This is a genomic window from Uliginosibacterium sangjuense (assembly GCF_059132465.1).
The window spans coordinates 423,825-448,974 of record NZ_CP101132.1 but is presented as its reverse complement, the minus strand read 5'-3'; the positions used below and the strand labels follow the sequence as shown (position 1 = coordinate 448,974).

The window sequence follows — 25,150 nt, the reverse complement described above, 5'->3', positions numbered from 1 at the left end:
CATGAAGATCACCGTTGTAGGAACCGGTTATGTAGGCCTGGTATCAGGCGCCTGTCTGGCCGAGATGGGCAATGACGTGCTGTGTCTGGACCTCGACCCGGAGAAGATCCGCATCCTCAAGGAGGGCGGCATCCCGATCCATGAGCCGGGGCTGGATGCCGTGGTCACCCGCAATGTCGCGGCCGGCCGTCTGCACTTCACGACCGACGTGGAAGAGGCGGTGCGCTTCGGCACGGTGCAGTTCATCGCGGTGGGCACGCCGCCGGACGAAGACGGTTCGGCCGACCTCAAGTACGTGCTGGCCGCGGCGCGCAACATCGGCCGTCTGATGACCGACTACAAGGTGGTGGTCGACAAGAGCACCGTGCCGGTCGGTACCGCCGACAAGGTGCGCGCGGCCATCGCCGAGGAGCTGGCGGCACGTGGCGTGACGCTCAACTACTCGGTGGTGTCGAACCCCGAGTTCCTGAAGGAAGGGGCGGCGGTCGAGGACTTCATGAAGCCCGACCGCATCGTGATCGGTGCCGACGACGAACAGGCCATCTACCTCATGCGCGCGCTCTACGCGCCCTTCCAGCGCAACCACGACAAGCTGGTGGTGATGGATGTGCGCAGCGCGGAACTGACCAAGTACGCGGCCAACGCGATGCTGGCCACGCGCATCTCCTTCATGAACGAACTGGCCTTACTGGCCGAGAAGCTGGGCGCCGACATCGAGCTGGTGCGCCAGGGCATCGGCTCCGACCCGCGCATCGGCTACCACTTCCTGTACGCCGGTTGCGGCTACGGCGGCTCCTGCTTCCCCAAGGATGTGAAGGCCCTGATCCGCACCGGTCAGGACGCCGGCCAGGCGCTCAAGCTCTTGCAGGCAGTGGAGGATGCCAACGATGCGCAGAAGCTGGTGCTGGTCGACAAGATCGTGCGTCGCTTCGGCGAAGACCTCTCCGGCAAGACCTTCGCGCTGTGGGGTCTGGCCTTCAAGCCGAATACCGACGACATGCGCGAGGCGACCAGCCGGGTGGTGATCGCCGAGCTGTTCAAGCGCGGCGCCAAGGTGAATGCCTACGATCCGGTCGCCATGGACGAAGCGCGCCGCATCTTCGGCGACGAGCCGCGCCTGGCCTATGCGGCCAATCCGATGGAGGCGCTCGAAGGCGCCGATGCGCTTGTCATCGTCACGGAATGGAAGGAATTCCGCAGCCCCGACTTTGAGCGCATCAGGACAAAGCTCAAGTCGCCCACGGTGTTCGACGGGCGCAACCTGTACGACCCCAAGCTGCCGCGCAGCTTCGGCCTCGACTACCAACCCATCGGCCGGGTCTGAACCCGGTACCCCGTATTCATAACGAAGAGGAAACGCACATGGCAAAGGCAATGATCCTGGCCGCCGGCCAGGGCACCCGCGTACGACCGCTGACCAAGGACATCCCGAAGCCGATGATTCCTATCCTCGGCAAACCGGTGCTGGAATACATCATCGAGCACCTCGCGCGCTTCGGCGTGAAGGAGATCATGCTCAACGTCTCCTTCATGCACCGCAAGATCGAGGAGTACTTCGGTGACGGTCATCGCTGGGGTGTGGAGATCGGCTACTCCTACGAGGGCGGCTACGAGCATGGCGACATCGTGCCCAAGCCGCTGGGCTCGGCCGGTGGCATGAAGTACATCCAGGACAACAGCGGCTTCTTCGACGAGACGACGCTGGTGCTGTGCGGTGACGCCATCATCGACCTGGACATCGGTGCCGCGCTGCACGAGCACCGCTTCAAGGGCGCCATCGCTTCGGTGGTTACGCTCGACGTGCCGCTCGAAGACGTGAAGAACTACGGCATCGTGGTGACCGACAAGGAAGGCAAGATCGAATCCTTCCAGGAGAAGCCCAAGCCCGAGGACGCCAAGTCCACCAAGGCCAGCACCGGCATCTACATCTTCGAGCCGGCCGCGCTGGACCTGATCCCGTCCGGCAAGGTGTATGACATCGGCAGCGAGCTGTTCCCACTGCTGGTGGAGAAGGGCCTGCCCTTCTACGCCCAGAACCGCTTCTTCAACTGGATCGACATCGGCCGCGTCACCGATTTCTGGGCCGTGCTGCAACGCGTGCTGCGCGGCGAGGTGGCGCAGATGGACATGCCTGGCAAGGAGGTGCGTCCCGGCATCTGGGTCGGCCTCAACACCCATGTCGACTGGGACAAGGTCAGCATCACCGGCCCGGTCTACCTCGGCTCCAGCGTGCGCATCGAGCCCGGCGCCACCATCGTGGGGCCGGCCTGGATCGGCCATGGCAGCCACGTGCGCAAGGGCGCCACCCTGGTACGCAGCGTGCTGTTCGAATACACCCGCATCGGCGAGGGCATGAGCTTCCCCGAAATGGTGGTCTCGCCGCGCTACTGCGTGAACCGCAAGGGCGACACCTACTACGTGGGTGACGACAACTGCCCGCTGCGCTGGGGGGATGCGCGCGCCTGAACGGGCCCCGCCACCTTCGTCCCTGCGCAGGCAGGGACCCAGTGACTTTGCTTGCCCCCGGCAAAGCGTCGAAAGACGCTGGATTCCTGCCCCCGATTGGGTCGAGGGCAGGCTCTACGCAGGAATGACGGCCAAGCGAAGCTGTGGCGAAGAGATGGAAGCCCAACAAAAAGCCGACCCGCGGGTCGGCTTTTTGTTGGGCAGAGTGCCGCTCAGTGGGCGGTCAGCAGGCCACGCATCTTCTGCAGCGCCTTGGCCTCGATCTGGCGGATGCGCTCGGCCGACACGCCGTACTCTGCCGCCAGCTCATGCAGGGTGGCGGCATCCTCATCCACCAGCCAGCGGCGCTGCACGATGTCGCGCGAGCGCGGATCCAGCGCATCGAGCGCCTCGTGCAGCGCCGTGCCGTGCAGGTGGTCGCGCTCGGCGGCCTCCAGCACTTCGGTGGGTTCGGCACCGGGCGCGGCCAGCCAGGCGGCCGGGGCGACGCGTTCCTCGTCGTCCTCGGGGCCGTTGTCGATGGCCACGTCGCCGCCGGAGAAGCGCGTCTCCATCTCGACGACTTCTTCCGGCTTCACGCCCAGGGTACGGGCGATGTTGTTCACCTCAGTGGGCGACAGCGTGTGCGCGTCGCCGCGCAGGCTGCGCAGGTTGAAGAACAGCTTGCGCTGCGCCTTGGTGGTGGCGATCTTCACCAGGCGCCAGTTCTTCAGGATGTATTCGTGGATCTCGGCCTTGATCCAGTGCATGGCGAAGGACACCAGGCGCACGCCGCGGTCCGGGTCGAAGCGCTTGACCGCCTTCATCAGGCCGATGTTGCCTTCCTGGATCAGGTCGGCATGGGGCAGGCCATAGCCCAGGTAGTTGCGGGCGATGGACACCACCAGTCGCAGGTGCGACAGGATCAACTCGCGGGCCGCTTCCAGGTCATTGCCGTCACGGTAACGGCGCGCCAACGCGAACTCCTGCTCCTCGCTCAGCAGCGGGTAGCGGTTGGCCACCTGCATGTACTGGTCGATGCTGCCGACAGCGGCCGGAACGGGAAAACTCAACGCGTGAGACATGTGACCTCCTGTGAAACCACGGGACATCTGGGGTTTTTCCCGTCCCGCGATCAAATTTTAGCACTCGCCGCTAGAGAGTGCTAACAGGAGGAAAAAGTTCCGGCAGACGGTGCCGGGCGGCGGAACGCCCCCGGCAAATGCGCCATCCCGCGCCACACAGGCCTGTTCACGCGCCGCTTCGCCTCATAAATGTGAACAGGCCCTAGGGCAGGCTCACGATCTCGACCCAGTTTGGCCCCTTGCCGGTCGGCACACGCGCCACCTCGGTCAGTACGCCACTGAGGGCGTCAATGCGATAACTGGTCAGGAAATGCGACTTCTGCCCCACGGCAAGCAGGAAGCGGCCATCCGGCGAAATGTTGAAGCCGCGCGGCTGGGTCTCCGTGGGCCAATGACCGATCAGCTTCAACTGGCCGTCGTCCGCCGAGACGGCAAAGCCGGCCAGGGTGCTCGACCCGCGCTCCGAGGCGTACAGGAATCGCCCGTCTGGCGTCAGGTGCAGGTCGGCCGCAGCCGGCTTGCCTGCGAACGCCGGTGGCACGGCGCTGACGGTCTGCATCGGCGTCAGGCGTCCGCTGGCGGGATCCGCGCGCAACACATGCAGCTTGCCGTCCAGCTCGTCGAGCAGATACAGCAAGGCATGGCGGGAAGAGAACACGAAATGCCGCGGACCGGACTGCGCGGGCAACTGCAGCATGACGTCGGGAGGCGTCCCCAAGCGGCCCTGCTGTGCGTCGAAGTCCAGGCGCACCAACTGATCCGCGCCGAGCAGACTGGCATACACGTGGCGGTTGTCCGCCGAGCTGCTCACCTGATGCGCATTGAGGCCGGTCGGTACGACCTGGCTGGTCGGCTGCGGTACGCCGCTTGCGTCGAGCGGATTGACCGCCAGCTTGTGGCCGCCATAGGACGCCGAGAACAGGAAGCGATTGCTGCGATCCAGCGCGATGTTGGCCATGCTGTCCGCCAAGGGCGCCGACCCGAGATCGCTCAGCGTGCCCTCGCGGGTGTCGATGCGCAGGGCGACGACCTGATAAGGCTGGGAGCGGATCGCGGCATAGAGGCGCTGTCGGTCCGCAGACACGGCCATGGGCATGACGGTACCGCCCACCGCCTTGGTCTGCACGGGCTGCAGGCTGCCCTGCGCCGGGTCCAGCCGGTACACCGAGATGTCCCGACTCTCGGCATTCGACACATACACCATGGTCGGCGTGGCGCAGGCGGACAACACCATCACCCCCCAGACGGCCAGGCTATTGCGAAAGAACGTGCTCGCTGACATCTCCATCCCTCTCTTCTTGGACACTGCATGAGGCACCCGCGTCAGGTCAGCAGCAGCAGGCGCAAGTCGTTGACATTGGTGCGCGTGGGGCCGGTGACGATCAGCTCGTCCAACGCGGCGAAGAAACCGTAGCCGTCGTTATCGTCGAGCAGAGCACGCGCACTGAGGCCGAGGGCGTGGGCGCGCGCCAGGCTGTCCGGCCGGCACAAGGCACCCGCGTTGTCCTCGCTGCCATCGATGCCGTCGGTGTCGATCGCCAGCGCATACACCCCGGGTTCGCCGTCCAAGGCGCAAGCCAGAGACAACAGGAACTCGGCGTTGCGCCCGCCACGCCCCTTTCCACGCACCGTGACCGTCGTCTCGCCTCCCGAGATCAGTACACACGGGGCCGCCAAGGGTTGCCCATGACGCCGCACCTGACGGGCCATGGCGGCATGCATGCGCGCCACCTCACGCGCCTCGCCTTCGATGGCGTTGCCCAGAATCAGCGGCGTGAAGCCCGCCGCGCGCGCCACGGCCGCTGCGGCCTCCAGCGCGTCCTGCGCAGTCGCCACGACATGGCAGGCATGCCCCGCGAAACGCGGATCGCCCGGTTTGGGCGTCTCCCCGTGTCCGCTTTCTAGCCAGTCTTGCGCCGCGTGAGAAATGTCAATCGCATAGCGTCGCAAGATCGCCAGGGCATCGGCACAGGTAGTCGGGTCCGGCAAGGTCGGGCCGGAAGCCACCACCGCCGGGTCGTCACCCGGGACATCGGAAATGACCAGCGTCACCACACGCGCCGGCGCGCAAGCAGCCGCCAGGCGCCCGCCCTTGATGGCCGACAGGTGCTTGCGCACGCAGTTCATCTCGGCAATCGAGGCCCCGCTGCGCAGCAGCGCGCGGTTGATCTGGCGCTTGTCCTCCAGTGTGATGCCCGGCGCGGGCAAGGCCAGCAGGGCGGAACCGCCGCCGGAGATCAGGCACAGCACGAGGTCGTCCTCGCCCAGCCCCTGGACGGCGGCCAGGATGCGCGCCGCGGCCTGCTCGCCGGCCGCGTCGGGCACCGGGTGCGCGGCCTCGACGACTTCGATGTGGCGGCAGGCCGCGCCATGCCCGTAGCGGGTGACCACGATGCCGGACAAGGGCCCCTGCCAATGTGCCTCGACCACTGCGGCCATGGCGGCGGCAGCCTTGCCGGCGCCAATGACCACGGTGCGGCCGCGCGGCGGCGGTGGCAAATGCGGCGGCAGGCATTCAGCCGGCGCCACGGCGGCGATGGCCGCCTCAGCCATCGCACGCAGCAGCGCTTCGGGGGTGGGCACTTCGCTCATGCGGAAGCCGGAGCGCCGATCTCGAAATTGGCCATCAGCTCCAGCGCACGCACCATGGCGGAGTGATCCCAGGCTTCGCCACCATGCGCCGCGCAGCTATTGAACAGCTCCTGGCAAGTGGCCGTGTTGGGCAGCGACAGGCCCAGCGCGCGCGCCGTGGACAGCGCGAGGTTCAGGTCCTTCTGGTGCAGCGCGATGCGGAAGCCCGGCGCGAAGTTGCGCTTGACCATGCGCTCGCCATGCACTTCAAGGATGCGCGAGTTGGCGAAGCCCCCCATCAGCGCCTGGCGCACCCGGGCCGGGTCGGCGCCGGCCTTGGAGGCGAGCAGCAGGGCTTCGCCCACCGCCTCGATGGTCAGCGCCACGATGATCTGGTTGGCGACCTTGGTGATCTGCCCCGCGCCGGCCTCGCCGACCAGGGTGATGTTCTTGCCCAGCTTCTCGAAGATCGGGCGGGCACGCGCGAAAGCCGCCTCCGTACCACCGCACATGATGGTCAGCGTGGCCGCCTTGGCGCCAACGTCACCGCCGGACACCGGCGCATCGACGTAGGCCGCGCCCAACGCCTCGATGCGGCGCGCGAAGTCCTTGGTCGCCACCGGCGAGATCGAGCTCATGTCGATGACCAGCTTGCCCGGCGTCAGCGCGGCGGCCACACCATCGGCGCCGAACAGCACGGCTTCGACCTGCGGCGTGTCGGGCACCATCATGATGATGACGTCGGCACGATCCGCCACCTCGGCCGCGCTGCGGCACGCGATGCCGCCCGCCTCCAGCAGCGGGGCCGGGATGTCGCCCTGCGTGTGCAGGTAGGTGGTGTGGCCGGCGGCGATCAGATGCCCCGCCATCGGCGTGCCCATGATGCCGAGGCCGATGAAACCAATGCTTTCCATGCTGTGCTCCTGTGTGCGATGTGATGGGCCGCGCTTAGGCGCGCGCGGCCTTGAATTCCTGGAAGCGCGCCGCGAGCTGCTCGGTGGCGCGGGCCAGCAGCGCGATGTCGGCGCCGACGGCGGTGAAGCTGCTGCCCCATTCGATGTACTGACGCGCCTGTTGCTCGTCGCCGGTGAGAATGCCGGCCGGCTTGCCGGCCGCATTGATGCGCGTGATCGCATCGCGGATGGCGCGCTGGATGTCCGGGTGCCCCGGGTTGCCGATCTGCCCCAGGGCGGCCGACAGGTCGCCGGGACCGATGAAGATGCCATCCACGCCCTCGACGGCGGCGATGGCCTCGATCTGCGCCAGCGCTTCGCCGGTCTCGACCTGCACGATCACGCAGATCTCCTCGCTGGCGCGTTGGTGGTAGTCCTTGATACGGCCGAAACGCGAGGCGCGCGACAGGCCGGTGAAGCCGCGCACGCCGCCTTCATGCGGATAGCGGGTGGCAGCCACGGCGGCGGCTGCCTCCTCGGCGTTCTGCACCTGCGGGATCAACAGGCTCTGCGCACCGAGGTCCAGTACGCGCTTGATCAGCACTTTGTCGTTCCACGCGACGCGCACCACCGGGCTGCTGCCGCCCTCGACCAGGGCCTGCAACTGCTGGTGCAGCAGGAAGGTCTCGTTCGGCGAGTGCTCGGCGTCGAGCACGATCCAGTCAAAGCCGGCACCGCCGATGACCTCGGTGCTGACATGGCTGGACAGGTGCGACCACAGACCGATCTGCAGACGACGATCACGCAGGGCGTGCTTGAAGGGGTTGAGGATCATGTCCATCCGGCATCACTCCGATGTCATGCCGTCTCGACGACCGATCGCTCGGCCATGTCGCGGCTGTAGTGGCGGCTGGCCTCGACCAGCATGCGGGTATAGGGGTGCTCAGGGATGGCGCCGACCAGGCTCGCGCTCTCGATCAGATCGACGATGCGCCCCTGCTGCATGACCGCCACGCGGTCGCACAGGTGGGCGACCACGCCCAGGTCGTGGGTGACCAGCAGGTAGGTCAGGCCGTCCTTCTGGCGCAGCTCGGCCAGCAGGTTGAGGATTTCCGCCTGCACCGACACGTCCAGCGCCGAGGTCGGCTCGTCGAGCAGCAGGATGCGCGGCTCCAGGATCAGCGCGCGTGCGATGGCCACGCGCTGGCGCTGGCCACCCGAGAGCTGGTGCGGGTAGCGATAGCGGAAACTGGTCGGCAGGCCCACCTTGCCGAGGATGGCGTCGATGCGCGCATCGATGTCGCCGATGCCGTGGATGCGCAGCGGCTCGGCCAACGCCGTCTCCACCGTGTGGCGCGGATGCAGCGAACCGTACGGGTCCTGGAACACCATCTGCAGCTTGCGGCAGCGCGCGCGATCGAGCTTGCGCCCCAGCGCCTCGCCATGGATCGCCAGGCGCCCGCTCCAGTGGTCGTACTGGCCAGCCAGGCAGCGCAGCACGGTAGTCTTGCCCGAGCCGGACTCGCCGACCAGGCCGAAGGCCTCGCCCTCGGCGACCGCGAAGCTCACATCGTGCAGCACCTGGTTGGCGTCGGCCCCCTCGCCGAAGCTCAGGTTCAGTTTGTCGATCTCGATCATGCCCATGTCCTGTCTCCTCGCCTCATGCCCGCACCGGCTCGGTGAGCCAGGCCGGGTCGCGCTGCAGCACCGGCAGGCGCGCACGCCGTTCATCCACGCTGGGCAGGGCCGCCAGCAGGCCCTGCGTGTAGGGATGGCGGGCGTTCTCCAGGTTGGCCGCGTCGATGGCTTCGACGACGCGGCCGGCGTACATCACCAGCACCCGGTCGCAGAAGCTGCGCACCAGGTTCAGGTCATGGCTGATGAAGATCAGGCCCAGGCCGCGCTGGCTGACCAGATCGTCCAGCGTGGCCAGCACCTGCAGGCGCACCGACACGTCCAGCGCCGAGGTCGGCTCGTCGGCAATCACCACCTCGGGCTCAGTGATCAGCATCATCGCGATCATGATGCGCTGCCCCATGCCGCCCGAGACCTCGTGCGGATACATGCGCATCACACGTTGCGGGTCACGGATGCGCACCGCCTCCAGCATTGCCAGCGCGCGCGCCTGAGCCTCCTGCTTCGACACCTTGTGGTGCGACAGGTAGGCCTCGGCGATCTGGTCGCCGACGCGCATGACCGGGTTCAGCGAGTACTTCGGGTCCTGCATGATCATCGACATGCGGCGCCCGCGGATGTCCTGCATGGCGCGCTCTGAGCAGCCCAGCAGGTCGATGTCGCCAAAGCGCATCTTGCTGGCGGTGATGCGTGCGCTGCGCGGATGCAGGCGCAGCAGCGAGCGACCGACGGTGGACTTGCCGGAGCCGGACTCGCCGACGATGGCGAGCTTCTCGCGCCCGAGGGCGAAGGAGATGCCGCGCACCGCGTCAACCAGGCTGCCGCCGCTGTTGAAGCTCACCCGCAGGTCCTGCACCTGCAGCAGGGGCTCGAAACTGGCACTGTCACGATTCATCATGTCGTCCCCTTATTCGCTGCGCGGGTCGAGCACGTCGCGCATGCCGTCACCGAAGAGATTGAAGGCCAGGCTCACCATCATGATGGCCGCGCCGGGCATGGCCACCAGCCACCAGCACTCCAGCATGTAGCGGCGGCCGGCCGAGATCATCGCGCCCCACTCCGGCACCGGCGGTTGCGCGCCCAGGCCCAGGAAGCCAAGGCCGGCAGCGGTCAGGATGATGCCGGCCATGTTCATGGTCAGGCGCACCACGACGGAGGACAGGCACATCGGCGCGACGTGGCGCCACAGGATGCGGAAGCTGGATGCGCCCTGCAGTTGCACCGCGACGATGAAGTCAGCCTTGCGCAGGCTGAGCGTCTCGGCGCGCGCCAGGCGCGCGATCGGTGGCCACGCGGTGAGCGCGATGGCGATAACGGCGTGATCCAGGCCCGGGCCCAGCGCGGCGACGAAGGCCAGCGCCAGCACCAGACCGGGGAAGGACACGAAGATGTCGGTCAGGCGCATGAAGACGGTGTCGATCCAGCCACCGAAGTAACCCGACACCACGCCGATGGCGAGCCCCACGGGGCCGACGATCACGGTCACCAGCGAGATGATGTAGAGCGTGATGCGCGAGCCATAGACGAGGCGGCTGTAGATGTCGCGCCCATACTCGTCGGTGCCGAACCAGTGTGCGGCGCTGGGGGCCTGCAGCGTGTTCGCCAGGTCCTGCGCCAGCGGGTCGTGGGTGGCGATCAGCGGGGCAAAGCAGGCGACCAGCAGCAAGGCGCCGATCACGACCAGGCCGGCCACCGACAGCGGGTTGCGCATCAGCTTGCGCAGGCCACGCGCAATGTTCTGACGCAGGGCCTGGGCCGAGGAACGCGGCGCGTGCTCGCTGGCCACAGCGGAGAGGGTTGCTGTTGTCATGAGGCCATCCTTAACGGGTACGGGGATCGAAGACCTGGTACAAGGCGTCTGCGATCAGGTTGAGGGTCACGAAGATGATGCCGATCAGCAGCACGCAGCCCATTACCGCGTTCATGTCACCGAGCAGCAGGCTGCTGGTGAGGTAGCTGCCGAAACCGGGCCAGGCGAACACCGTCTCGATCAGCACCGCGCCTTCGAGCAGCGAGCCATAGGCCAGCGCCACGATGGTGAGCAGTTGCACGAGGATGTTGCGGAAGGCATGGCGCCACACCACCTCGCGCTCCGACAGGCCTTTCACCCTGGCGGTGATGATGTACTCCTGCGACAACTGCGCCAGCATGAATGAACGTGTCATGCGCGCGATGTAGGCCATCGAGTGCAGGCCCAGGATGCAGGCCGGCAGCGTGATGTGCTTGACCGCGCTGTGGAACACCTCCCACTCGCCGGCCAGCGCGGCGTCGATCAACAGCAAGCCGCTGCGGCTCTCGACCAGGCCGTCGTAGGCCAGATCGACGCGCCCCGCACCACCGGCCCAGCCGAGCCAGGCGTAGAAGATGATCAGCCCCATCATGCCGAACCAGAACACCGGCACCGAGTAGCCGCACAGGCTGATCACGCGCACCACCTGGTCGCCGAGGCGACCGCGCTGGGTGGCCGCGAACACGCCCAGCGGCACGCCGACGCAGGTGCCGAACAGGATGGCCAGCGTGGCCAGCTCGATGGTGGCCGGGAACACGCGCGCGATATCGGCCGTCACCGCGTTGCCGGACAGCAGCGCCTGGCCCAGATTGCCGTGCAGCAGATCGCGCAGGTAGTAGGCGAACTGCACGTACAAGGGCTGGTCCAGGCCCAGTTGCTTGAACACCTGGTCGTAGGTCGACTGGTCGGCGTCAGAGCCGACGATGGACAGCACCGGGTCCAGCGGCATCACGCGGCCGATGAAGAAGGTCAGCGCCAACAGGCCGAACAGGGTGATCGCCACGATGCCCAGGCGATGGCCGAGGCTGGTCAAGCGGCGTCTGCCCAGACTGGAAGAGACAAGTATCGACATGAAATGCTCCGTTACGGATGCGCAGGGTCGGGTTCGCTGGCGTAATGGCGATCTGCTCGGTGGTCCAGATGAACGGGCCTCAACCACTGCCCACCCCTCCCCTTGTCAGGGGAGGGTGACCGCGACGGCCCACGCTGTTCTCCTCCCCTGACAAGGGGAGGCAGGGAGGGGTTCGAATACGCCACCACGCCCGGGCCTCACCGTTGCTTGAAGACCTCGCGCCAGCGCGTGGTCGCGGCCGGGTGGGTGTGGAAGTTGCGCACGTCCTTCTGCAGCACCACGGTCTCCACCATCTGCGACACCGGCTGGATGGCGCCGACCTGGCTGTCGTAGAGCTTCTGGATTTCCTGGTACATCGCGATCTGCTTCTTCTCGTCCTGCTCGACCTCGGCCTTCTCGATCAGCGCGTTGATCTCGGGGCTGATGAAGGAGGTGCGCCAGCCCTGGAAGTTGGTCAGCTTGGCTTCATCCCGGTTGTCCGGGTTGTAGACCAGGGAGCGCAGGCTGCTGTGCGGGTGCGGTTCGGCACCACCGCCGCCGCGACCCACGATGATCTCGAAGTTGCGGTCGCGCATCGCGCCGTAGACCTGGTTGCCGGTGCCGGGGATCACGCTGGCTTCGATGCCGCCCATCGCCAGCGTGGCCTGCAGGTTGGTGGCGATGTTGATGAAGGGCGGGTCGGACAGCACGCGGATGGTGGTCTTGAAGCCGTTCGGGAAGCCCGCCTCGGCCAGCAGCTTGCGCGCGGTCGGCACGTCCAGCTTGTAGCCGGGGTTGGGCAGCGTGGCCGGCAGGCCCATCTGCACCGGGCGCTGGTGGAACATGCCGTAGTTGGGCATCACGGTCTTGTTGATGCCCTCGTAGTCGATGAGGGCACGCACGGCCTGGCGCACACGCTTGTCGGCGAACTTGGGGTCCTTCACGCTGAGCGCCACGTAGTACACGTTACCGCGCTTGACCGATTCGACGACCACGCCGGGGTTCTTCTTCATCGCCTCGACATCGGGCACCGACATGCCGTTGGCCACGTCGATGTCACCGCGCTCCAGCATCAGGCGCAGCGATTGCGATTCGGTCATGTGGCGCAACACCACGCGACGCAGCTTGGGCGTGCCACGCCAGTAGCCGTCGAAGCGCGTCATCAGCAGCACATCTTTCTGGCGCCATTCGTTCAGTGCGAAGGGGCCGGAGCCGGCTTCGTTGGTGGTGAGCCAGGCACGGCCCAGGTCCCCGTCCTTCTCGTTCTGCATGACCTTCTTGCTGTCGAGGATCATCGCGCTGACCGAGGTACCCAGGGTGTAGATCACCAGCTTGGGGTCGGTCGGTTCGGGCAGGTCGATCACCAGGGTCTGCGGGTCGGTGGCGCGGATCTGCTTGTCGACGTTGGTGGCGGTGAAGCCATAGCTCTTCCACACCGAGGCCAGCGCGAGATTCAGCTTGAGCACGCGCTGCAACGACCAGGCGGCATCTTCGGCGCTCAACACGTTACCCGAATGGAATTTCACACCCTTGCGGATCTTGAACGTGATGCTGCGGTTGTCCGGCGCCACCGCCCAGCTCTCGGCCAGCCCCGGCAGCACCTTGTAGGTGTCGGCCGGGTCCAGCTCGACCAGCGAGTCGTACATGTTGGCGTTGATCTCGACCACGTCGTTGCCGGTGGCGCCGGCCGGGTCGAGCGACAGCAGGTTGTTCATGCTCATGCCGACGATCAGTTGATCGGTCGGCGTCTTGGCCTGCACGCCACCGATCAGCGAGATCGACAAGGCACAGATGGCCAGCAGATGCGGCAGTTTCATCACGGGTCTCCTCCGTTTTGTAATGGGTCCTGCGAAGCGGATCAGTAAGTGCTCACGGTATGGGCGGCGATGTATTCGAAGTTGATGTCCTCGCCCAGGCCGGGCTTCTGCGACAGGTGCACGAAGCCGTCCTGGTCCATGGGGTCGGCCAGGCTGTTGAGATAGGCCGGCACCTCGTCGTAGTCGAGGAAGGGGTGCAGCAGGCCACGCTCGTACCACTGGCAGTTCTTGATCGCAGCACACACCGCGAGGTTGGCCGCGCCGTTGCCATGCACCTCGCAGTTCATGCCGAAGGCATCGGCCATGTAGGCCACCTTGAGGGTCGGGGTGATGCCGCCCACGCCCGGCACACCGGCGCGCGTGATCGTCGCTGCGCCGGACTTGATCCACTCGGCGCGCGTGTGGTGCTTGCCGCCCATGTACTCGGGGCCGAGGATGGGGATGTCGAGCTGCTGGGTCAGCCACACGTAGGACGACATGCTCTGCTCGTCCATCATCTCCTCGAACCAGGCGAACTGGAGCTTCTCCAGGGCACGCCCGATCTTCAGTGCGTCGGTGCGGCTGTACCAGTGGTAGCCGTCGAGCATCAGGTCGATGTTGGGGCCGACCGCTTCGCGCACCGCGGCGCAGCACTTGATGTCCATCTCCACATTCGGGGCGAAGGCCACCGGCGGCATCCAGGTGTGCAGCTTGATCGCCTTGTAGCCGCGCGCCACGAGCTTGAGGGCGAAGTCCGCGTATTCCTCGGGCGTCGACAGCCCGCCCTTCAACTCATCGCCGCACATGGTGGAGCCGTAGGCCGGCACCTTGTCGCGGTAGCCGCCGATCAGCTTGTAGACCGGCTGGCCCAGCTTGCGCCCGGCCAGATCCCACAGCGCCTGGTCGGCCACCGCCATGGCGCGGTCGGTCAGTTGGCCAGCGCTGCCGCGCTGCCAGTGCGCCAGGTCCTGCCAGATCTGCTCGCGCATGAAGGGGTCGGCCCCCACCATGACCTTGCGGAAGAAGGCATCGACCACGTGCTTGCGCACCACCTCGACCGGGCCGAAGGCATGCCCCTCGCTGCCGTCGTCGCAGGTGATGGTCAGCATAGCCATCCTGGCCTCCTTCTCCGGCCCGGGATGGGAATGGCCCGCGCTATCGACCGAGCGCTTGCTCGGGTAGGTGAACACGGTGCCGCGTAGGCTTTCGATCTTCATGCTTGCTCCTGGAAACCGGGATGGGTGTGGACTCAACTCATCAGTCATCATACGAGTTGGGCCAATAGTAGAAGTCGGAAACAAGCGCTGTCAAAACTCTAAACCCTTACTCGTTAACCCTATAAAGCAAGGGTTTGCGCGCGAATAGGATTGCTGCTATCGCTCAGGCCGGGCTTTGATCTTGATGAGACGTGTGACAATATAGAGGCAGACTAGGCATCCATCGGGCAACTCATCACAGGAGTCGCCGACTAAGGACAACCATGAACAACGCCGTACAACCCATGCGCCGCCGCGAAACCCTGTCGGTCCAGCTCACGCGCACGCTGGCCGAGCGGATCTCCAGCGGCGCCTACCCGGTCGGCTCGCGGCTACCCAGCGAGCAGGAAATGATCAGTGAGTTCGGCGTCAGCCGCACCGTGGTGCGCGAGGCCATCGCCAACCTGCGCGCGGGCGGCCGCGTGACGACCGTGCATGGCGTGGGCGCTTTCGTGATGCAGCAGGACATGACGGAAGGCTTCCAGATCGATGCCGACAAGCTGTCCGCCGTGCAGGAGATGGTGTCGGTGCTGGAATTACGCATCGCGCTGGAGGCCGAGGCGGCCGTGCTGGCCGCGCAGCGCCGCACGCCGGCGCAGTTGGCGGCGATCCAGGATGCGCTGCGCGAGATGGGCGAGGCGCTGGCGCGCGGCGAGGATGCGGTGCATGCCGACATGCGCTTCCATCGCAGCATCATGGAAGCCGCGGACAATCCGCACTTCCTCAAACTATTCAACTACGTGGGCGAGTTGCTGATCCCACGGGCGCGCCTGCAGTCGGTGCGCCTCGACGAAACGCCGATGGCGGATTACCTCGCCCGCGTGCAGCGCGAGCATGAGCAGATCTGCTACGCCATCGAGCGTCAGGACCCCGAGGCCGCGCGCGCCGCCTTGCGCATGCACCTGACGGCCAGCAAGGCGCGCCTGCAGCGCAGCCTGGCACGCCTCACGCCCTGAAGCCCTGAAGCCGGGCCAAAACTCAGTCCACCACGGGTCCGTCGTGGAGGTGGCGGCGCACCGACAGCGCCGCCCCCAGCCAGCCGAGCAGCGCGGCAAAGGCCAGCAGCACGACCACATGCAGCGGGCCCGGCCCAGCCAGGTCGACCACGATGGAGAAGCTGGCCGCGAGCTGCTGCAGGCGCGGCGCGATCAGCAGCATCAGCGCCGCCACCATGCCCCAAGCCAGCAAGCCGCCCAGCAAGCCTTGCAGGAAGCCGAAGTACAGGAAGGGCCGGCGCACGAACTCGCGCGTCGCACCCAGCATCAGGCTCACCGCGATCTCCTGCCGCTGGGTCAGGATCTGCAGGCGGATCGTGTTGAAGGTGACGATCACCAGCGCGGTGCCGAAGAGCAGGCCCAGCAACAGGCTGGCGCCGCGTGCCACCTCGATGAGCTGGTGCATGCGCGCCACCCATTGCGTATCGAGCTGCACCAGGGCCACCTCGGGCAGCTTCGCCAGTTCGTCGCGCAAGGCGGCGAAGGCGGCCGGCGCATCGTCGCGCGGCTCCAGGATCAGCGCGTCGGGCAAGGGGTTCTCGGGCAATGCACTGGTCACGTCGGCAAAGCCACCGCGTGCCGACAACTGCTTGAGCGCCTCTTCGCGGGTGACGAAGCGCAGTGCCGCCACGCGCTTGTCGCTACGCAGCCGGGTCTCGATGGCCTGGGCCTGCTCGCGCGGCGTGTCGAGCTTGAAGAAGAGGCTGATCTCGGGCTTGCCGGAGACGCCACGCGCGATGCCGGCCAGGTTGTCGACCAGCACATAGCCGAGCACCGGCAGCGCCAATGCAATGGCGATGACCAGGGTGGACAGCAGGGTGCCGAAGGGTTTCTGGCTGAGGCGGCGGACGGCACGGCCCAGCGCCATGCGGTGCGGAAACAGGCTGCTCATGCGAGGAGGCTCCCTTTGGCGAGTTCGACGCGGCGCGCGCCATAGGGCGAGAACAAGGTGTCGTCGTGGGTGGCGAGGATCAGGGTCACGCCGGCCGCGTGGAAGCTGCGGAACAGCGCGGCGATCTCGCGCGCGTAGGCCGGGTCCAGGTGTGCGGTCGGCTCGTCGGCGATCAGGATCGAGGGGCGATTGACGATGGCGCGCGCAATCGCCACGCGCTGCTGTTCGCCGCCCGACAGGGTCACCGGGTTGGCCTGCTCGTGCGCCAGCATGCCCACGCGTTCCAGCGCCACACGCACGCGCTTGGCCGCATCGGCGGGTGGGGTGCCGGTCACCAGCAGCGGCAGCATCACGTTGTCGAACACCGTGCGATCGAGCAGCAGGCGATGCTCCTGCATCACCAGGCCCAGGCTGCGCCGCAGGTAGGGCACTTGCGAAGCGCGCAGGCGGCCGACGTCGAGGTCATTGACCAGCACGCGGCCGGCGCTGGGCTTCTCCAGCGCGGCGATCAGCTTGAGCAGGGTGCTCTTGCCGGCGCCGGAATGGCCGGCCAGCACCAGCAACTCGCCGTGGCGGATTTCAAGACTGACGCCGGACAAGGCCTCGTGGCCGCCGGGGTAGCGCTTGCTGACATTGTCGAAACGGATCATGGAAAGGGCGGGGAACGGGATGCGCCGGTCGGCGGACGCGGCATTTTCGCCGATTACGCCCCCTCCTGCATGGCGGGTCGGCGGCGCCGCACGCGCTGTGCCAGATCGTCGAGGTAGGTGAACACCACCGGCACCACGATCAGGGTCAGCAGCGTGGAGGTGATCACCCCGCCGATGATGGCGTGCGCCATCGGTGCGCGCTGCTCGGAGCCCTCGCTCATCGCGAAGGCCAGCGGGATCATGCCGAAGACCATGGCGAAGGTGGTCATCAGGATCGGCCGCAGGCGCACCCGCCCCGCCTCCACGATGGCGGCGAAGCGCTCCTTGCCCTCGCGCCGCGCCTGGTTGACGAAGTCCACCAGCAGGATCGCGTTCTTGGTCACCAGGCCCATCAGCATGATCACCCCGATGATGGAGAAGATGTTCAGCGTGCTGCCGGCCACCAACAGCGCCAGCATCACGCCGATCAGCGACAGCGGCAGCGAACTCATGATCGCCAGCGGCTGCATGAAGGACCCGAACTGGCTCGCCAGCACCATGTAGATGAAGATCACCGCCAGCAGCAGGGCCGAGGCGGCATAGGCGCCAGACTCGGCCATGTCCTTGGACTGGCCGCCGAGATCGAAACGATAGCCCGGCGGCAGCTTGATGTCGGCGATGATGCGCTTGATCTCGGCGCTCACATCGGCCAGTGGCCGGCCATCCAGGCTGGCGGTGATGGCGACCTCACGGAACAGCGAGCGGCGGTTGATCTGCGAGGGGCTGGTGGTCTCTTCCACGCGCGCGATCTGCGCCAGCGGAATCATCACAGGCCGGCCGCTGGCGTCGACACGCGAGCTGGCGAAAGGCAGGCGCTCCAGGTCGGCGCTGGAGCCCCGCTCGCTGCGCGGCAGGCGCACCCGCACGTCATAGTTCTCGCCGTCCGGGGCGAGCCAGGTAGTCGCCGCCTCGCCCGCCACCAGGGGGCGCAACGCGCCGGCCACACTGGACAGCGACAAGCCGACCTGCGCCGCCAGCTCGCGATTGATCTCGACCGCCAGCGTCGGCTTGGTCGCGCGCAGCGAGCTGTCCAGCTCCACCACGCCCGGAATCTTCTGCATGCGCGCCATCACCTCGTCTGAGATGCGCTTGAGCTCGCGGAAGTCACCGCCCTGGATCGACAGGTAGATCGGCTTCTGGCCGCCGCCCGGCCCGCTCGGCACGATGATGCCCTTGAGCGTAATGCCGGCCACGCGCAGCACACGCTCGCGGAACAGCGGGATCAGCATGCGCTGGCTGCGCTTGCGCTCGGCACGCGGCAGCAGACGCAGGTCGATGTTGACCGCATGCTTGCCCATGGCGCCGCCCACGTTGATGCTGGTGTAGGCCTCGGCCACCTCGGGGAATTCACGCAGGGCTGCCTCCACCTGCAAGGCCTTGGCGGTGGTATAGGCCAGCGCGGAGCCCTCGGGCGCATCGAAGCGCACCTGCAGGCGCGACATGTCGGGTTGCGGCACGAACTCCGCGCCGACCACCTTGACCAGGGCAAACGCGCCAAACAGGGAGAGGGCAGCGATGGCGATCACCGTCTTGCGATGCTGCAGGCACCAGCCGATGAGCCACGCGTACGCATCGGCGCACGCGTCCAGCCAGGCCTCGAACCGATTGAGAATGCCGCCGAACAGGCCGCGCCGCCGGGTGCCATGCACCTCGGGGTCGGGCCACACGGAGGACATCATCGGGTCCAGCGTGAAACTGACGAACATCGAGATCAGCACCGCCGCCGTCACAGTGAGGCCGAAGGCGAAGAAGAAGCGGCCGATGATGCCGCCCATGAAACCGACCGGCAGGAACACCGCGACGATGGACAGGGTGGTGGCCAGCACCGCCAGGCCGATCTCGCGCGTGCCGTCCATCGCCGCATCGAAGGCTTTCTTGCCCATCGCCGCATGGCGCACGATGTTCTCGCGCACCACGATGGCATCGTCGATCAACAAGCCCACGCACAGCGACAAGGCCATCAGGGTCATCAGGTTCAGCGTGAAGCCAGCGATGTAGATGAACCAGAAGGAACCGAGCATGGCGACCGGCAGGGTCAGGCCGGTGATCACCGTGCTGCGCCAGGAACCGAGGAACAGATACACGATCAGGATGGTCAGCGCCGCGCCTTCGAGCAGGTTGCTGCGCACCCCGGCGATGGCGTTGCGCACGCTGCGCGAAGAATCATTGAGCAGCTTCATCTCGATGCCTTCGGCCTGCAGCTCGGTGCTCAGCTGCGCGGTGCGCGCGCGCACCAGATCGGCCACGGCGATGGTGTTGGCGCCCTGCACCTTCACGATGTCCAGCGTGAGACCGGGCTGGCCGTTGATCAGCGAGACCGATTCGCGCTCGGCCTCGCCATCCACCACGCGCGCCACCTGGCCGAGGTAGATCGGGCTGTCGCCGCGCTTGCCGATGACCAGACGCTCGAAGGATTCGGGCGTGGGCAGGCGGCCATTGATCTGCACCAGCTTCTCGGTCGCGCGCACCTCGATGCTGCCGGCGGGCAGCTCCTGGTTCTCGGCGCGCAAGGCGTTGATGACCTGGTCGGCACCGACGCCGAAGCTCTGCATCGCGTCCGGGTTCAGCAGCACCTGGATTTCGCGCCGCGCACCACCGACCACGTTGACCTGGCCAACGCCAGTGAGCGTCTGGTACTGCTTCTGCACGTACTGCTCGGCACGCGTGGTCAGCTCGCGCAAGGGCAGGCGCGAGGAGGTCAGCGCGATGGTGATGATGGGGCGCTCGTCCGGGTTGAAGCGGCTGATCAGGGGCTCGTCGATCTCCTTGCGGAAGCCCGCCTTCACCGCCGCCACCTTCTCGCGCACATCCTGCACCGCGACCTCGGGGTCCACCGTCAGTTCGAACTCGGCCACCACCACCGAACGCCCGGTGTAGCTGTAGGAATAGAGATTCTTGAGCCCGTTGATCGCCGACAGCCCTTGCTCGACCTTGCGCGAGATGTCGGTCTCGACGACCTCGGACGACGCGCCGGCATAGGTGGTCGACACCACCACCACCGGGAACTTGACGTCGGGGAACTCTTCCACCGCAAGGCGCTTGTAGGAGAACAGCCCCAGCACCATCAGGCCCACCATCATCATGGTGGCGAAGACCGGGTTATGGATGCTGACGCGGGTGAACCACATGGCGATGCTTCCTTTACTGGGCCGCGAGCTTGATGGCCTGACCCGGCGCCAGCCCGGCCACCCGCGCGAGCAGCACCTGCTCGCCCTCCTTGAGACCGGACTTCACCTCGATCAGCCCGCTCTCCTCGTCACGCAAGCCCAGCACCAGCGTGCGCTGCTCGATCTTGCCCTCCACCACGACCAGCGCCTTGTCCGCGCCCTGCTCATGACGGATCGTCTGGTCGGACACCAGCAGGGTGGGCCCCGAATCCGCGATCACGATGCGCCCCTGCGCCACCATGCCGCCCTTGAGACGCCCGTCCGGATTGGCCACCCCGACGAAGACGGGGATCATGCGCGAGCCCTGGTCGGCCACCGGCGAGATGCGCTCGACCTTGCCCGTCACCGTGCCGCTCATGCCCTCCACGGCCAGCGTGACTTCCTGCCCGACGCCAACCGCGGCGACCTGGGTGACCGGCACGCTGGCGGCAAACTCCAGCTTGGACAGGTCCACGATTGAGAACATGCGGGCGTTGAGCCCCACATGCTGGCCCACCTCAATGCTGCGCTCGGCCACCACGCCGGCCAGCGGTGCGCGGATCACCGCCTTGTCCTGCGCCTGGCTGGCCAGAGCCACCAGGGCCTCGTTGGCCTTGAGGGTCTCGCGCGCCGCCTCCAGCGTGCTGCGGCTGTTGTCGACGGTGGTGGCGGAGATGAAGTTACGCGCCAGCAGCTCCTGATTGCGGTCGAAGTTCTTCTGCGCCAGTTCGAGCTGAGCGCGGCTGGCCGCCAGATTGGCACGCTGCTGCGCCAGGCGGTTACCCAGGTCGCGCGTGTCCATGCGCGCCAGCACCTGGCCCGCCGCCACGCGCTCGCCGGCCCGCACCATGACCTCTTCCACCCGCCCCTCGACCTCGGCGGTCAGCAAAGACTGACGCACCGGCTGCATCAGGCCGGACAGTTGCACGCTGCGCGTCACACGGCCACTGCGCACCGCGACGACGTCGACCGCGGCGATCTCCAGGGGCGCCTCCACCTTTTCCGGCAAAGGCGCCGCAGGGCGGCCGCGCCACAGCAAGAGCGCACCCGCCAGCACCACCACCCCCAGCGCAAGGAGTATCCAAGCGATCTTGGCACGCATGTTCATGACGCCCTACCCGAGAAATGACAAACGAAACCCGACATGTTAGCCCACTCGTGAATACTGCTCATGCGATGCCGTCAGATGGCTGCGGGTTATCATGCCGCCTCGCCCCGACAGACCGCCCCATGAGCTTCATCGACAATCCGTTCTTCTACTGGCTCGCCGTGCCGGCCGTGCTGCTGACCGGTATCTCCAAGGGCGGTTTCGCGGGCGGTCTGGGGGTGCTGGCCGTCCCCTTGATGGCCTTGGTGATCCCCGTGCCACAAGCCGCCAGCATCATGCTGCCCATCCTGTGCACGATGGATCTGTTCGGCTGGTGGACCTACCGCAAGGCCTGGGACAAATCCCTGCTCCTGCACATGTTGCCCGGGGCCGTGCTGGGCATCGTCGTGGGCTGGCTGCTGTTTCACCAGCTCAGCGGGCACTGGGTCGAGGGCCTGATCGGCACCCTGGCCGTGCTGTTCTCGCTGCAGCGCCTGCTGGGCCTGCAGCCGCGCGACGAGTCCCCCCTGCCTGAAGCGGCACGCGCCACGCTGTGGAGCAGCCTGTCCGGCTTCACCAGCTTCGTGGCGCATGCCGGCGGCCCGCCCGCGATGATCTACCTGCTGCCCAAGCAACTCGACAAGACGCGTCTGGTCGCTACGCTGACCCTGTTCTTCACCCTGGTGAACTACATCAAGCTGATTCCCTACGCACAGCTTGGGCAACTCGATGCGCGCAACTTGGGCACCGCCCTGATCCTCGCGCCGCTCGCCCCGCTGGGCGTGTATCTGGGCGCCTGGCTGCACAGACGCATTGACGACAAGCTGTTCTATCGCGTCTCCTACGTCCTCCTCCTGCTCACCGGCCTCAAGCTCCTGTTCGACGCGATTGTGCACTGATAGTGCACGGCCTGTGAGCCCACAGGCAGTCCTCCCCCGCTATGCCGCAGCGATATATTGCCGCGGCTAGCGGGCTGGCGTCAGCCATTGCGCTCGCACGTACAGCGGCATCCACGAGAAAACGGCCGCGCATCAGGAGGCAACATGAAACCCTTATTGTCCAGTCGCAGCGCATTGATCACTGCACTTCTATTCCCTCTGCTCGTCGCCTGCGGCGGCAGTGGCAACGACGACACGCCCGCCACGGTCGCCAGCGGCAGCTCTAGCTCCGGTGGCGCGGCCGTCTGCGTCGCGCCGTCCAGCAGCTCGAGCTCCAGCAGTTCGAGTTCCAGCTCCGGCGGCCCGATCACCCCGCTCACCTGTCCCAGCGGCGCTTATTTCTGCGACGACTTCCAAGCTGGCAACTCGGCCAAGTGGGACTTCCCGATGGCCGCCAGCGGTAGCGTCGGCCCCGCCGACGGCGCTTTCTCGGTCATCGCCGAGAACGGCAGCGCCAACCAGGTCATGCAGTACACCGCAGCAGCCAAGGGCGGCGTGCTGGCCCTGGTCAAGCCCACCGCCTTCACAGGCGTGAGCAGCGCCGATTACTCGGTCGAAGCGCGCTTCAAGCCCATGACCAACAGCACCACCAGCAATAAGCGCATCGTGCTGATGGGTCGCTACGTCAACGAAACGAACTGGTACGGCGCCCTGCTGAACGTGCAGAACTCCACCGGCAGCACCCAGGTGGAACTGGTCAAGATGATCAACGGCACCCTGACCCGTACCATCCAGATGAAGCGCGCGATCGCCCAGGACGGCCCGTGGTACACGCTGCGTCTGGAAATGATCGGCACTAGTGTGCGCGCCTATTTCGACGGAGAGCGCGTCGTGAATGCCACCATCACAGATGGCATCCCGACCGGCGCTGCGGCCTACACCGAGCTGACCGGCAAGGGCCTGATCGGTATCTTCACCGACAACAAGTCCTTCCAGATTGACGACGTGCGCGTCAGCGATCCGGCGGTCAAGCCGGTGCAACTGACGCTGTCGCCCGCCATCACGGCCTACTCCGCCGAAGCCGGTGACGCGCCCCAAGTGATCGCCGTGACCGCGAAGCAGAGTGACGGCGTAACCGCCGACAGCTTCACGGCCACCTCCAGCAATACCTCGGTCGTGACCGCCGCCATCAACGGCACCAACGTCACACTGACCCCGGTAGGCGCCGGCACGGCCACGATCACCTTCACCAGCGGTTCGGACAGCAAGGTGACCCGCAGCATTGTGGCGACAATCGCGCCGCAGTTCGTGCAGTCGAGCAAGACCTACAACCTGAGCGGCAAGGTCGTGCCCGCCGCCGGTGAAACGGCCGCCTACATCGACGGCAGCCTGCAACTGACTTTCGATTCGGCCCCGACGCTGACCAACCTGGGTTCCATCCGCATCTTCAAGAAGAGCGACGACTCGCTGGTGGATGTCATCAAGCCGGCCGACGAGACCGATCTGATCGGCCCGAAGGGTGGCGCAGCCTTCCGCGCGGTGAAAACCACGCCGATCCGCGTCTCCGGCAACACCGTGACCATCACGCCGCATAGCAACAAGCTGGAGTACGGCACCGAGTACTACGTCGCGATCTCCGACGGCACCCTGACCGGTGCCAACTTCAGCGGTACCAGCTTCACCGGTATCGGCAAGGCAGCCGGCTGGTCCTTCACGACCAAGGCTGCCGCCCCGACGGCTCTCAACGTGACGGTGGACGACACCGGTAGTACGGCGGACTTCCGCACCGTGCAGGGCGCGCTGAGCCACATCATGGCGCATGCCGACAAGACCACGGCAGCTACCGTCACGATCAAGAACGGCACGTACGAGGAACTGCTGTTCATCCGCGACCGCGACAAGGTCACGCTGAAGGGTGAGAGCCGCGATGGCGTGGTGATCCAGTACAAGAACAACGAGAGCATCAACTCGGGCTCCGGTGCGAGCCAGGCCTCGACCGCCTCCGGCACCGCGGGTGGCCGCGCCGTGCTGCTGATCGAGATCGCCGACGAGTTCACGCTGGACACGCTGACGCTGAAGAACACCACGCTGCGTTCGCCCTCCTCCAGCCAGGCCGAAACCCTGTACTTCAACGGCGCCGATACGGATCGCCTGATCGCCAAGAACGCCAACTTCTACAGCGAGCAGGACACCATCCAGGTCAAGGGTTACAGCTGGTTCTACAACACTCTGATCGCCGGCAACGTCGACTTCATCTGGGGCAACAACCGCGTGGCGCTGTTCGAGAACAGCGAAATCCGCTCGGTTGGCGACACCATGTGCTCCAGCTCGGGCTACATCCTGCAGTCGCGCACGACAGGCGCCACCGACAAGGGCTTCGTGTTCCTCAACAGCAGCCTGACCAGCGGCGTCGGCCCCGGCGGCGCACCCGCACCGACCGCGGTCTACCTCGCCCGTGCGGCGGCCGGCACCTGGACGGACAACGCGGTGTACGTGAACACCAAGATGGGCAGCCACATCAACCCGATGGGCTGGGCCTATGACGTCGAAGGCCAACCCAAGTCCAACCCGGCCACGCCGACCGCTACCAGCGGCTGGCGCGAGTACGGCAGCATGGACCTGAGCGGCGCCAAGCTGGATACCAGCAAGCGCGTTGGCGGCTACACGCTGACCGATGCCGAGTACGCCGCCGAGTTCTCCAGCCGGGCCAAGATCTTCGCCGCCTACAACAGCGGCGCAGGCTGGAACCCCGCGCCTTAAGCACGACACCAGCCAATCGAGAAGGGGAGCGCAAGCTCCCCTTTTTTCATTCCTGTCTGCGTCGCAGTTCACCGCACGACTCAGCCCAAACGTCGGCACTCGCCACCTGCAGGGAAGGCACGCTGTAAACTGCCCCCGCGGTCGCTCTGGGCCCATGCGGCATCAGCGATCAGCACACTTCC

The 25,150-nt window shown here is 66.5% G+C and carries 20 protein-coding genes; 5 read left to right on the top strand and 15 right to left on the bottom strand.

Annotated elements, in window-relative coordinates; translation table 11 throughout:
• Position 1: 1 nt before the first annotated feature.
• The gene (locus NMB43_RS02065) at positions 2 to 1,324 is read left to right on the top strand and encodes a UDP-glucose dehydrogenase family protein (protein ID WP_494350498.1); all 1,323 of its coding nucleotides are present in this window, start codon (positions 2 to 4) and stop codon (positions 1,322 to 1,324) included.
• A 38-nt stretch (positions 1,325 to 1,362) separates the two neighbouring features.
• The gene (locus NMB43_RS02060; RefSeq protein ID WP_494350497.1) at positions 1,363 to 2,466 is read left to right on the top strand and encodes a nucleotidyltransferase family protein; all 1,104 of its coding nucleotides are present in this window, start codon (positions 1,363 to 1,365) and stop codon (positions 2,464 to 2,466) included.
• A 212-nt stretch (positions 2,467 to 2,678) separates the two neighbouring features.
• On the opposite strand, the gene rpoH is transcribed toward NMB43_RS02060, so the two are convergent.
• From rpoH to NMB43_RS02005, 11 genes are all read right to left on the bottom strand, one after another.
• Positions 2,679 to 3,530, bottom strand: a complete 852-nt coding sequence (rpoH, locus tag NMB43_RS02055) for an RNA polymerase sigma factor RpoH (protein ID WP_494350496.1) — start codon at positions 3,528 to 3,530, stop codon at positions 2,679 to 2,681.
• A 202-nt stretch (positions 3,531 to 3,732) separates the two neighbouring features.
• Positions 3,733 to 4,812 carry a lactonase family protein gene (locus NMB43_RS02050; RefSeq protein ID WP_494350495.1) on the bottom strand — a complete coding sequence of 360 codons (1,080 nt, stop codon included), beginning with the start codon at positions 4,810 to 4,812 and terminating at the stop codon, positions 3,733 to 3,735.
• Positions 4,813 to 4,853: 41 nt separating this feature from the next.
• Positions 4,854 to 6,122 (bottom strand): glycerate kinase type-2 family protein, encoded by a 1,269-nt coding sequence (locus tag NMB43_RS02045; protein WP_494350494.1) that lies wholly within the window; start codon positions 6,120 to 6,122, stop codon positions 4,854 to 4,856.
• Positions 6,119 to 7,015, bottom strand: a complete 897-nt coding sequence (locus tag NMB43_RS02040; protein WP_494350493.1) for a 2-hydroxy-3-oxopropionate reductase — start codon at positions 7,013 to 7,015, stop codon at positions 6,119 to 6,121. Before NMB43_RS02040 ends, NMB43_RS02045 begins: the two co-directional genes overlap by 4 nt.
• Positions 7,016 to 7,049: 34 nt before the next feature.
• Positions 7,050 to 7,835 (bottom strand): aldolase/citrate lyase family protein, encoded by a 786-nt coding sequence (locus NMB43_RS02035; protein WP_494350492.1) that lies wholly within the window; start codon positions 7,833 to 7,835, stop codon positions 7,050 to 7,052.
• A 17-nt stretch (positions 7,836 to 7,852) separates the two neighbouring features.
• The gene (locus NMB43_RS02030) at positions 7,853 to 8,638 is read right to left on the bottom strand and encodes an ABC transporter ATP-binding protein (RefSeq protein ID WP_494350491.1); all 786 of its coding nucleotides are present in this window, start codon (positions 8,636 to 8,638) and stop codon (positions 7,853 to 7,855) included.
• A 16-nt stretch (positions 8,639 to 8,654) separates the two neighbouring features.
• The gene (locus tag NMB43_RS02025) at positions 8,655 to 9,527 is read right to left on the bottom strand and encodes an ABC transporter ATP-binding protein (RefSeq protein ID WP_494350490.1); all 873 of its coding nucleotides are present in this window, start codon (positions 9,525 to 9,527) and stop codon (positions 8,655 to 8,657) included.
• A gap of 9 nt (positions 9,528 to 9,536) precedes the next feature.
• A complete protein-coding gene (locus NMB43_RS02020) occupies positions 9,537 to 10,439 on the bottom strand; it encodes an ABC transporter permease (RefSeq protein WP_494350489.1) in 903 nt (300 codons plus the stop codon).
• 10 nt (positions 10,440 to 10,449) lie between these two features.
• Positions 10,450 to 11,490 carry an ABC transporter permease gene (locus NMB43_RS02015; RefSeq protein WP_494350488.1) on the bottom strand — a complete coding sequence of 347 codons (1,041 nt, stop codon included), beginning with the start codon at positions 11,488 to 11,490 and terminating at the stop codon, positions 10,450 to 10,452.
• A gap of 197 nt (positions 11,491 to 11,687) precedes the next feature.
• Positions 11,688 to 13,286 carry an ABC transporter substrate-binding protein gene (locus tag NMB43_RS02010; RefSeq protein WP_494350487.1) on the bottom strand — a complete coding sequence of 533 codons (1,599 nt, stop codon included), beginning with the start codon at positions 13,284 to 13,286 and terminating at the stop codon, positions 11,688 to 11,690.
• A gap of 41 nt (positions 13,287 to 13,327) precedes the next feature.
• Entirely contained in the window at positions 13,328 to 14,482 is a 1,155-nt protein-coding gene (locus tag NMB43_RS02005; RefSeq protein WP_494350486.1) for a mandelate racemase family protein, read from the bottom strand.
• Positions 14,483 to 14,745: 263 nt separating this feature from the next.
• On the opposite strand from NMB43_RS02005, the gene NMB43_RS02000 reads away from it, so the two are divergent.
• Complete coding sequence (locus tag NMB43_RS02000) at positions 14,746 to 15,477, top strand: FadR/GntR family transcriptional regulator (protein WP_494350485.1); 732 nt, start codon at positions 14,746 to 14,748, stop codon at positions 15,475 to 15,477.
• 22 nt (positions 15,478 to 15,499) lie between these two features.
• Here the strand turns inward: NMB43_RS02000 and ftsX are convergent, their stop codons facing one another.
• From ftsX to NMB43_RS01980, 4 genes are read right to left on the bottom strand one after another with little or no spacing between them, the layout of a single operon-like run.
• Entirely contained in the window at positions 15,500 to 16,408 is a 909-nt protein-coding gene (gene ftsX, locus NMB43_RS01995) for a permease-like cell division protein FtsX (protein ID WP_494350484.1), read from the bottom strand.
• Entirely contained in the window at positions 16,405 to 17,058 is a 654-nt protein-coding gene (locus NMB43_RS01990) for a cell division ATP-binding protein FtsE (protein WP_494350483.1), read from the bottom strand. The genes ftsX and NMB43_RS01990 overlap by 4 nt, the downstream gene beginning before the upstream one ends.
• A 53-nt stretch (positions 17,059 to 17,111) precedes the next feature.
• Entirely contained in the window at positions 17,112 to 20,225 is a 3,114-nt protein-coding gene (locus NMB43_RS01985) for an efflux RND transporter permease subunit (RefSeq protein ID WP_494350482.1), read from the bottom strand.
• Positions 20,226 to 20,238: 13 nt separating this feature from the next.
• Complete coding sequence (locus NMB43_RS01980; RefSeq protein ID WP_494350481.1) at positions 20,239 to 21,345, bottom strand: efflux RND transporter periplasmic adaptor subunit; 1,107 nt, start codon at positions 21,343 to 21,345, stop codon at positions 20,239 to 20,241.
• Positions 21,346 to 21,473: 128 nt separating this feature from the next.
• Here NMB43_RS01980 and NMB43_RS01975 point away from each other — a divergent pair, with 128 nt between their 5' ends.
• Positions 21,474 to 22,229 carry a sulfite exporter TauE/SafE family protein gene (locus tag NMB43_RS01975; RefSeq protein WP_494350480.1) on the top strand — a complete coding sequence of 252 codons (756 nt, stop codon included), beginning with the start codon at positions 21,474 to 21,476 and terminating at the stop codon, positions 22,227 to 22,229.
• 144 nt (positions 22,230 to 22,373) lie between these two features.
• Entirely contained in the window at positions 22,374 to 24,968 is a 2,595-nt protein-coding gene (locus tag NMB43_RS01970) for a pectinesterase family protein (protein WP_494350479.1), read from the top strand.
• The last annotated feature ends 182 nt before the right edge of the window (positions 24,969 to 25,150 follow it).

What these genes read in the sequence shown, in the direction of transcription:
- NMB43_RS02065 (WP_494350498.1), top strand. Translation starts at nt 2, where the DNA reads ATGAAGATCACCGTTGTAGGAACCGGTTATGTAGGCCTGGTATCAGGC.
- NMB43_RS02060 (WP_494350497.1), top strand. Translation starts at nt 1,363, where the DNA reads ATGGCAAAGGCAATGATCCTGGCCGCCGGCCAGGGCACCCGCGTACGA.
- rpoH (WP_494350496.1), bottom strand. Translation starts at nt 3,530, where the DNA reads ATGTCTCACGCGTTGAGTTTTCCCGTTCCGGCCGCTGTCGGCAGCATC.
- NMB43_RS02050 (WP_494350495.1), bottom strand. Translation starts at nt 4,812, where the DNA reads ATGTCAGCGAGCACGTTCTTTCGCAATAGCCTGGCCGTCTGGGGGGTG.
- NMB43_RS02045 (WP_494350494.1), bottom strand. Translation starts at nt 6,122, where the DNA reads ATGAGCGAAGTGCCCACCCCCGAAGCGCTGCTGCGTGCGATGGCTGAG.
- NMB43_RS02040 (WP_494350493.1), bottom strand. Translation starts at nt 7,015, where the DNA reads ATGGAAAGCATTGGTTTCATCGGCCTCGGCATCATGGGCACGCCGATG.
- NMB43_RS02035 (WP_494350492.1), bottom strand. Translation starts at nt 7,835, where the DNA reads ATGGACATGATCCTCAACCCCTTCAAGCACGCCCTGCGTGATCGTCGT.
- NMB43_RS02030 (WP_494350491.1), bottom strand. Translation starts at nt 8,638, where the DNA reads ATGGGCATGATCGAGATCGACAAACTGAACCTGAGCTTCGGCGAGGGG.
- NMB43_RS02025 (WP_494350490.1), bottom strand. Translation starts at nt 9,527, where the DNA reads ATGATGAATCGTGACAGTGCCAGTTTCGAGCCCCTGCTGCAGGTGCAG.
- NMB43_RS02020 (WP_494350489.1), bottom strand. Translation starts at nt 10,439, where the DNA reads ATGACAACAGCAACCCTCTCCGCTGTGGCCAGCGAGCACGCGCCGCGT.
- NMB43_RS02015 (WP_494350488.1), bottom strand. Translation starts at nt 11,490, where the DNA reads ATGTCGATACTTGTCTCTTCCAGTCTGGGCAGACGCCGCTTGACCAGC.
- NMB43_RS02010 (WP_494350487.1), bottom strand. Translation starts at nt 13,286, where the DNA reads ATGAAACTGCCGCATCTGCTGGCCATCTGTGCCTTGTCGATCTCGCTG.
- NMB43_RS02005 (WP_494350486.1), bottom strand. Translation starts at nt 14,482, where the DNA reads ATGAAGATCGAAAGCCTACGCGGCACCGTGTTCACCTACCCGAGCAAG.
- NMB43_RS02000 (WP_494350485.1), top strand. Translation starts at nt 14,746, where the DNA reads ATGAACAACGCCGTACAACCCATGCGCCGCCGCGAAACCCTGTCGGTC.
- ftsX (WP_494350484.1), bottom strand. Translation starts at nt 16,408, where the DNA reads ATGAGCAGCCTGTTTCCGCACCGCATGGCGCTGGGCCGTGCCGTCCGC.
- NMB43_RS01990 (WP_494350483.1), bottom strand. Translation starts at nt 17,058, where the DNA reads ATGATCCGTTTCGACAATGTCAGCAAGCGCTACCCCGGCGGCCACGAG.
- NMB43_RS01985 (WP_494350482.1), bottom strand. Translation starts at nt 20,225, where the DNA reads ATGTGGTTCACCCGCGTCAGCATCCATAACCCGGTCTTCGCCACCATG.
- NMB43_RS01980 (WP_494350481.1), bottom strand. Translation starts at nt 21,345, where the DNA reads ATGCGTGCCAAGATCGCTTGGATACTCCTTGCGCTGGGGGTGGTGGTG.
- NMB43_RS01975 (WP_494350480.1), top strand. Translation starts at nt 21,474, where the DNA reads ATGAGCTTCATCGACAATCCGTTCTTCTACTGGCTCGCCGTGCCGGCC.
- NMB43_RS01970 (WP_494350479.1), top strand. Translation starts at nt 22,374, where the DNA reads ATGAAACCCTTATTGTCCAGTCGCAGCGCATTGATCACTGCACTTCTA.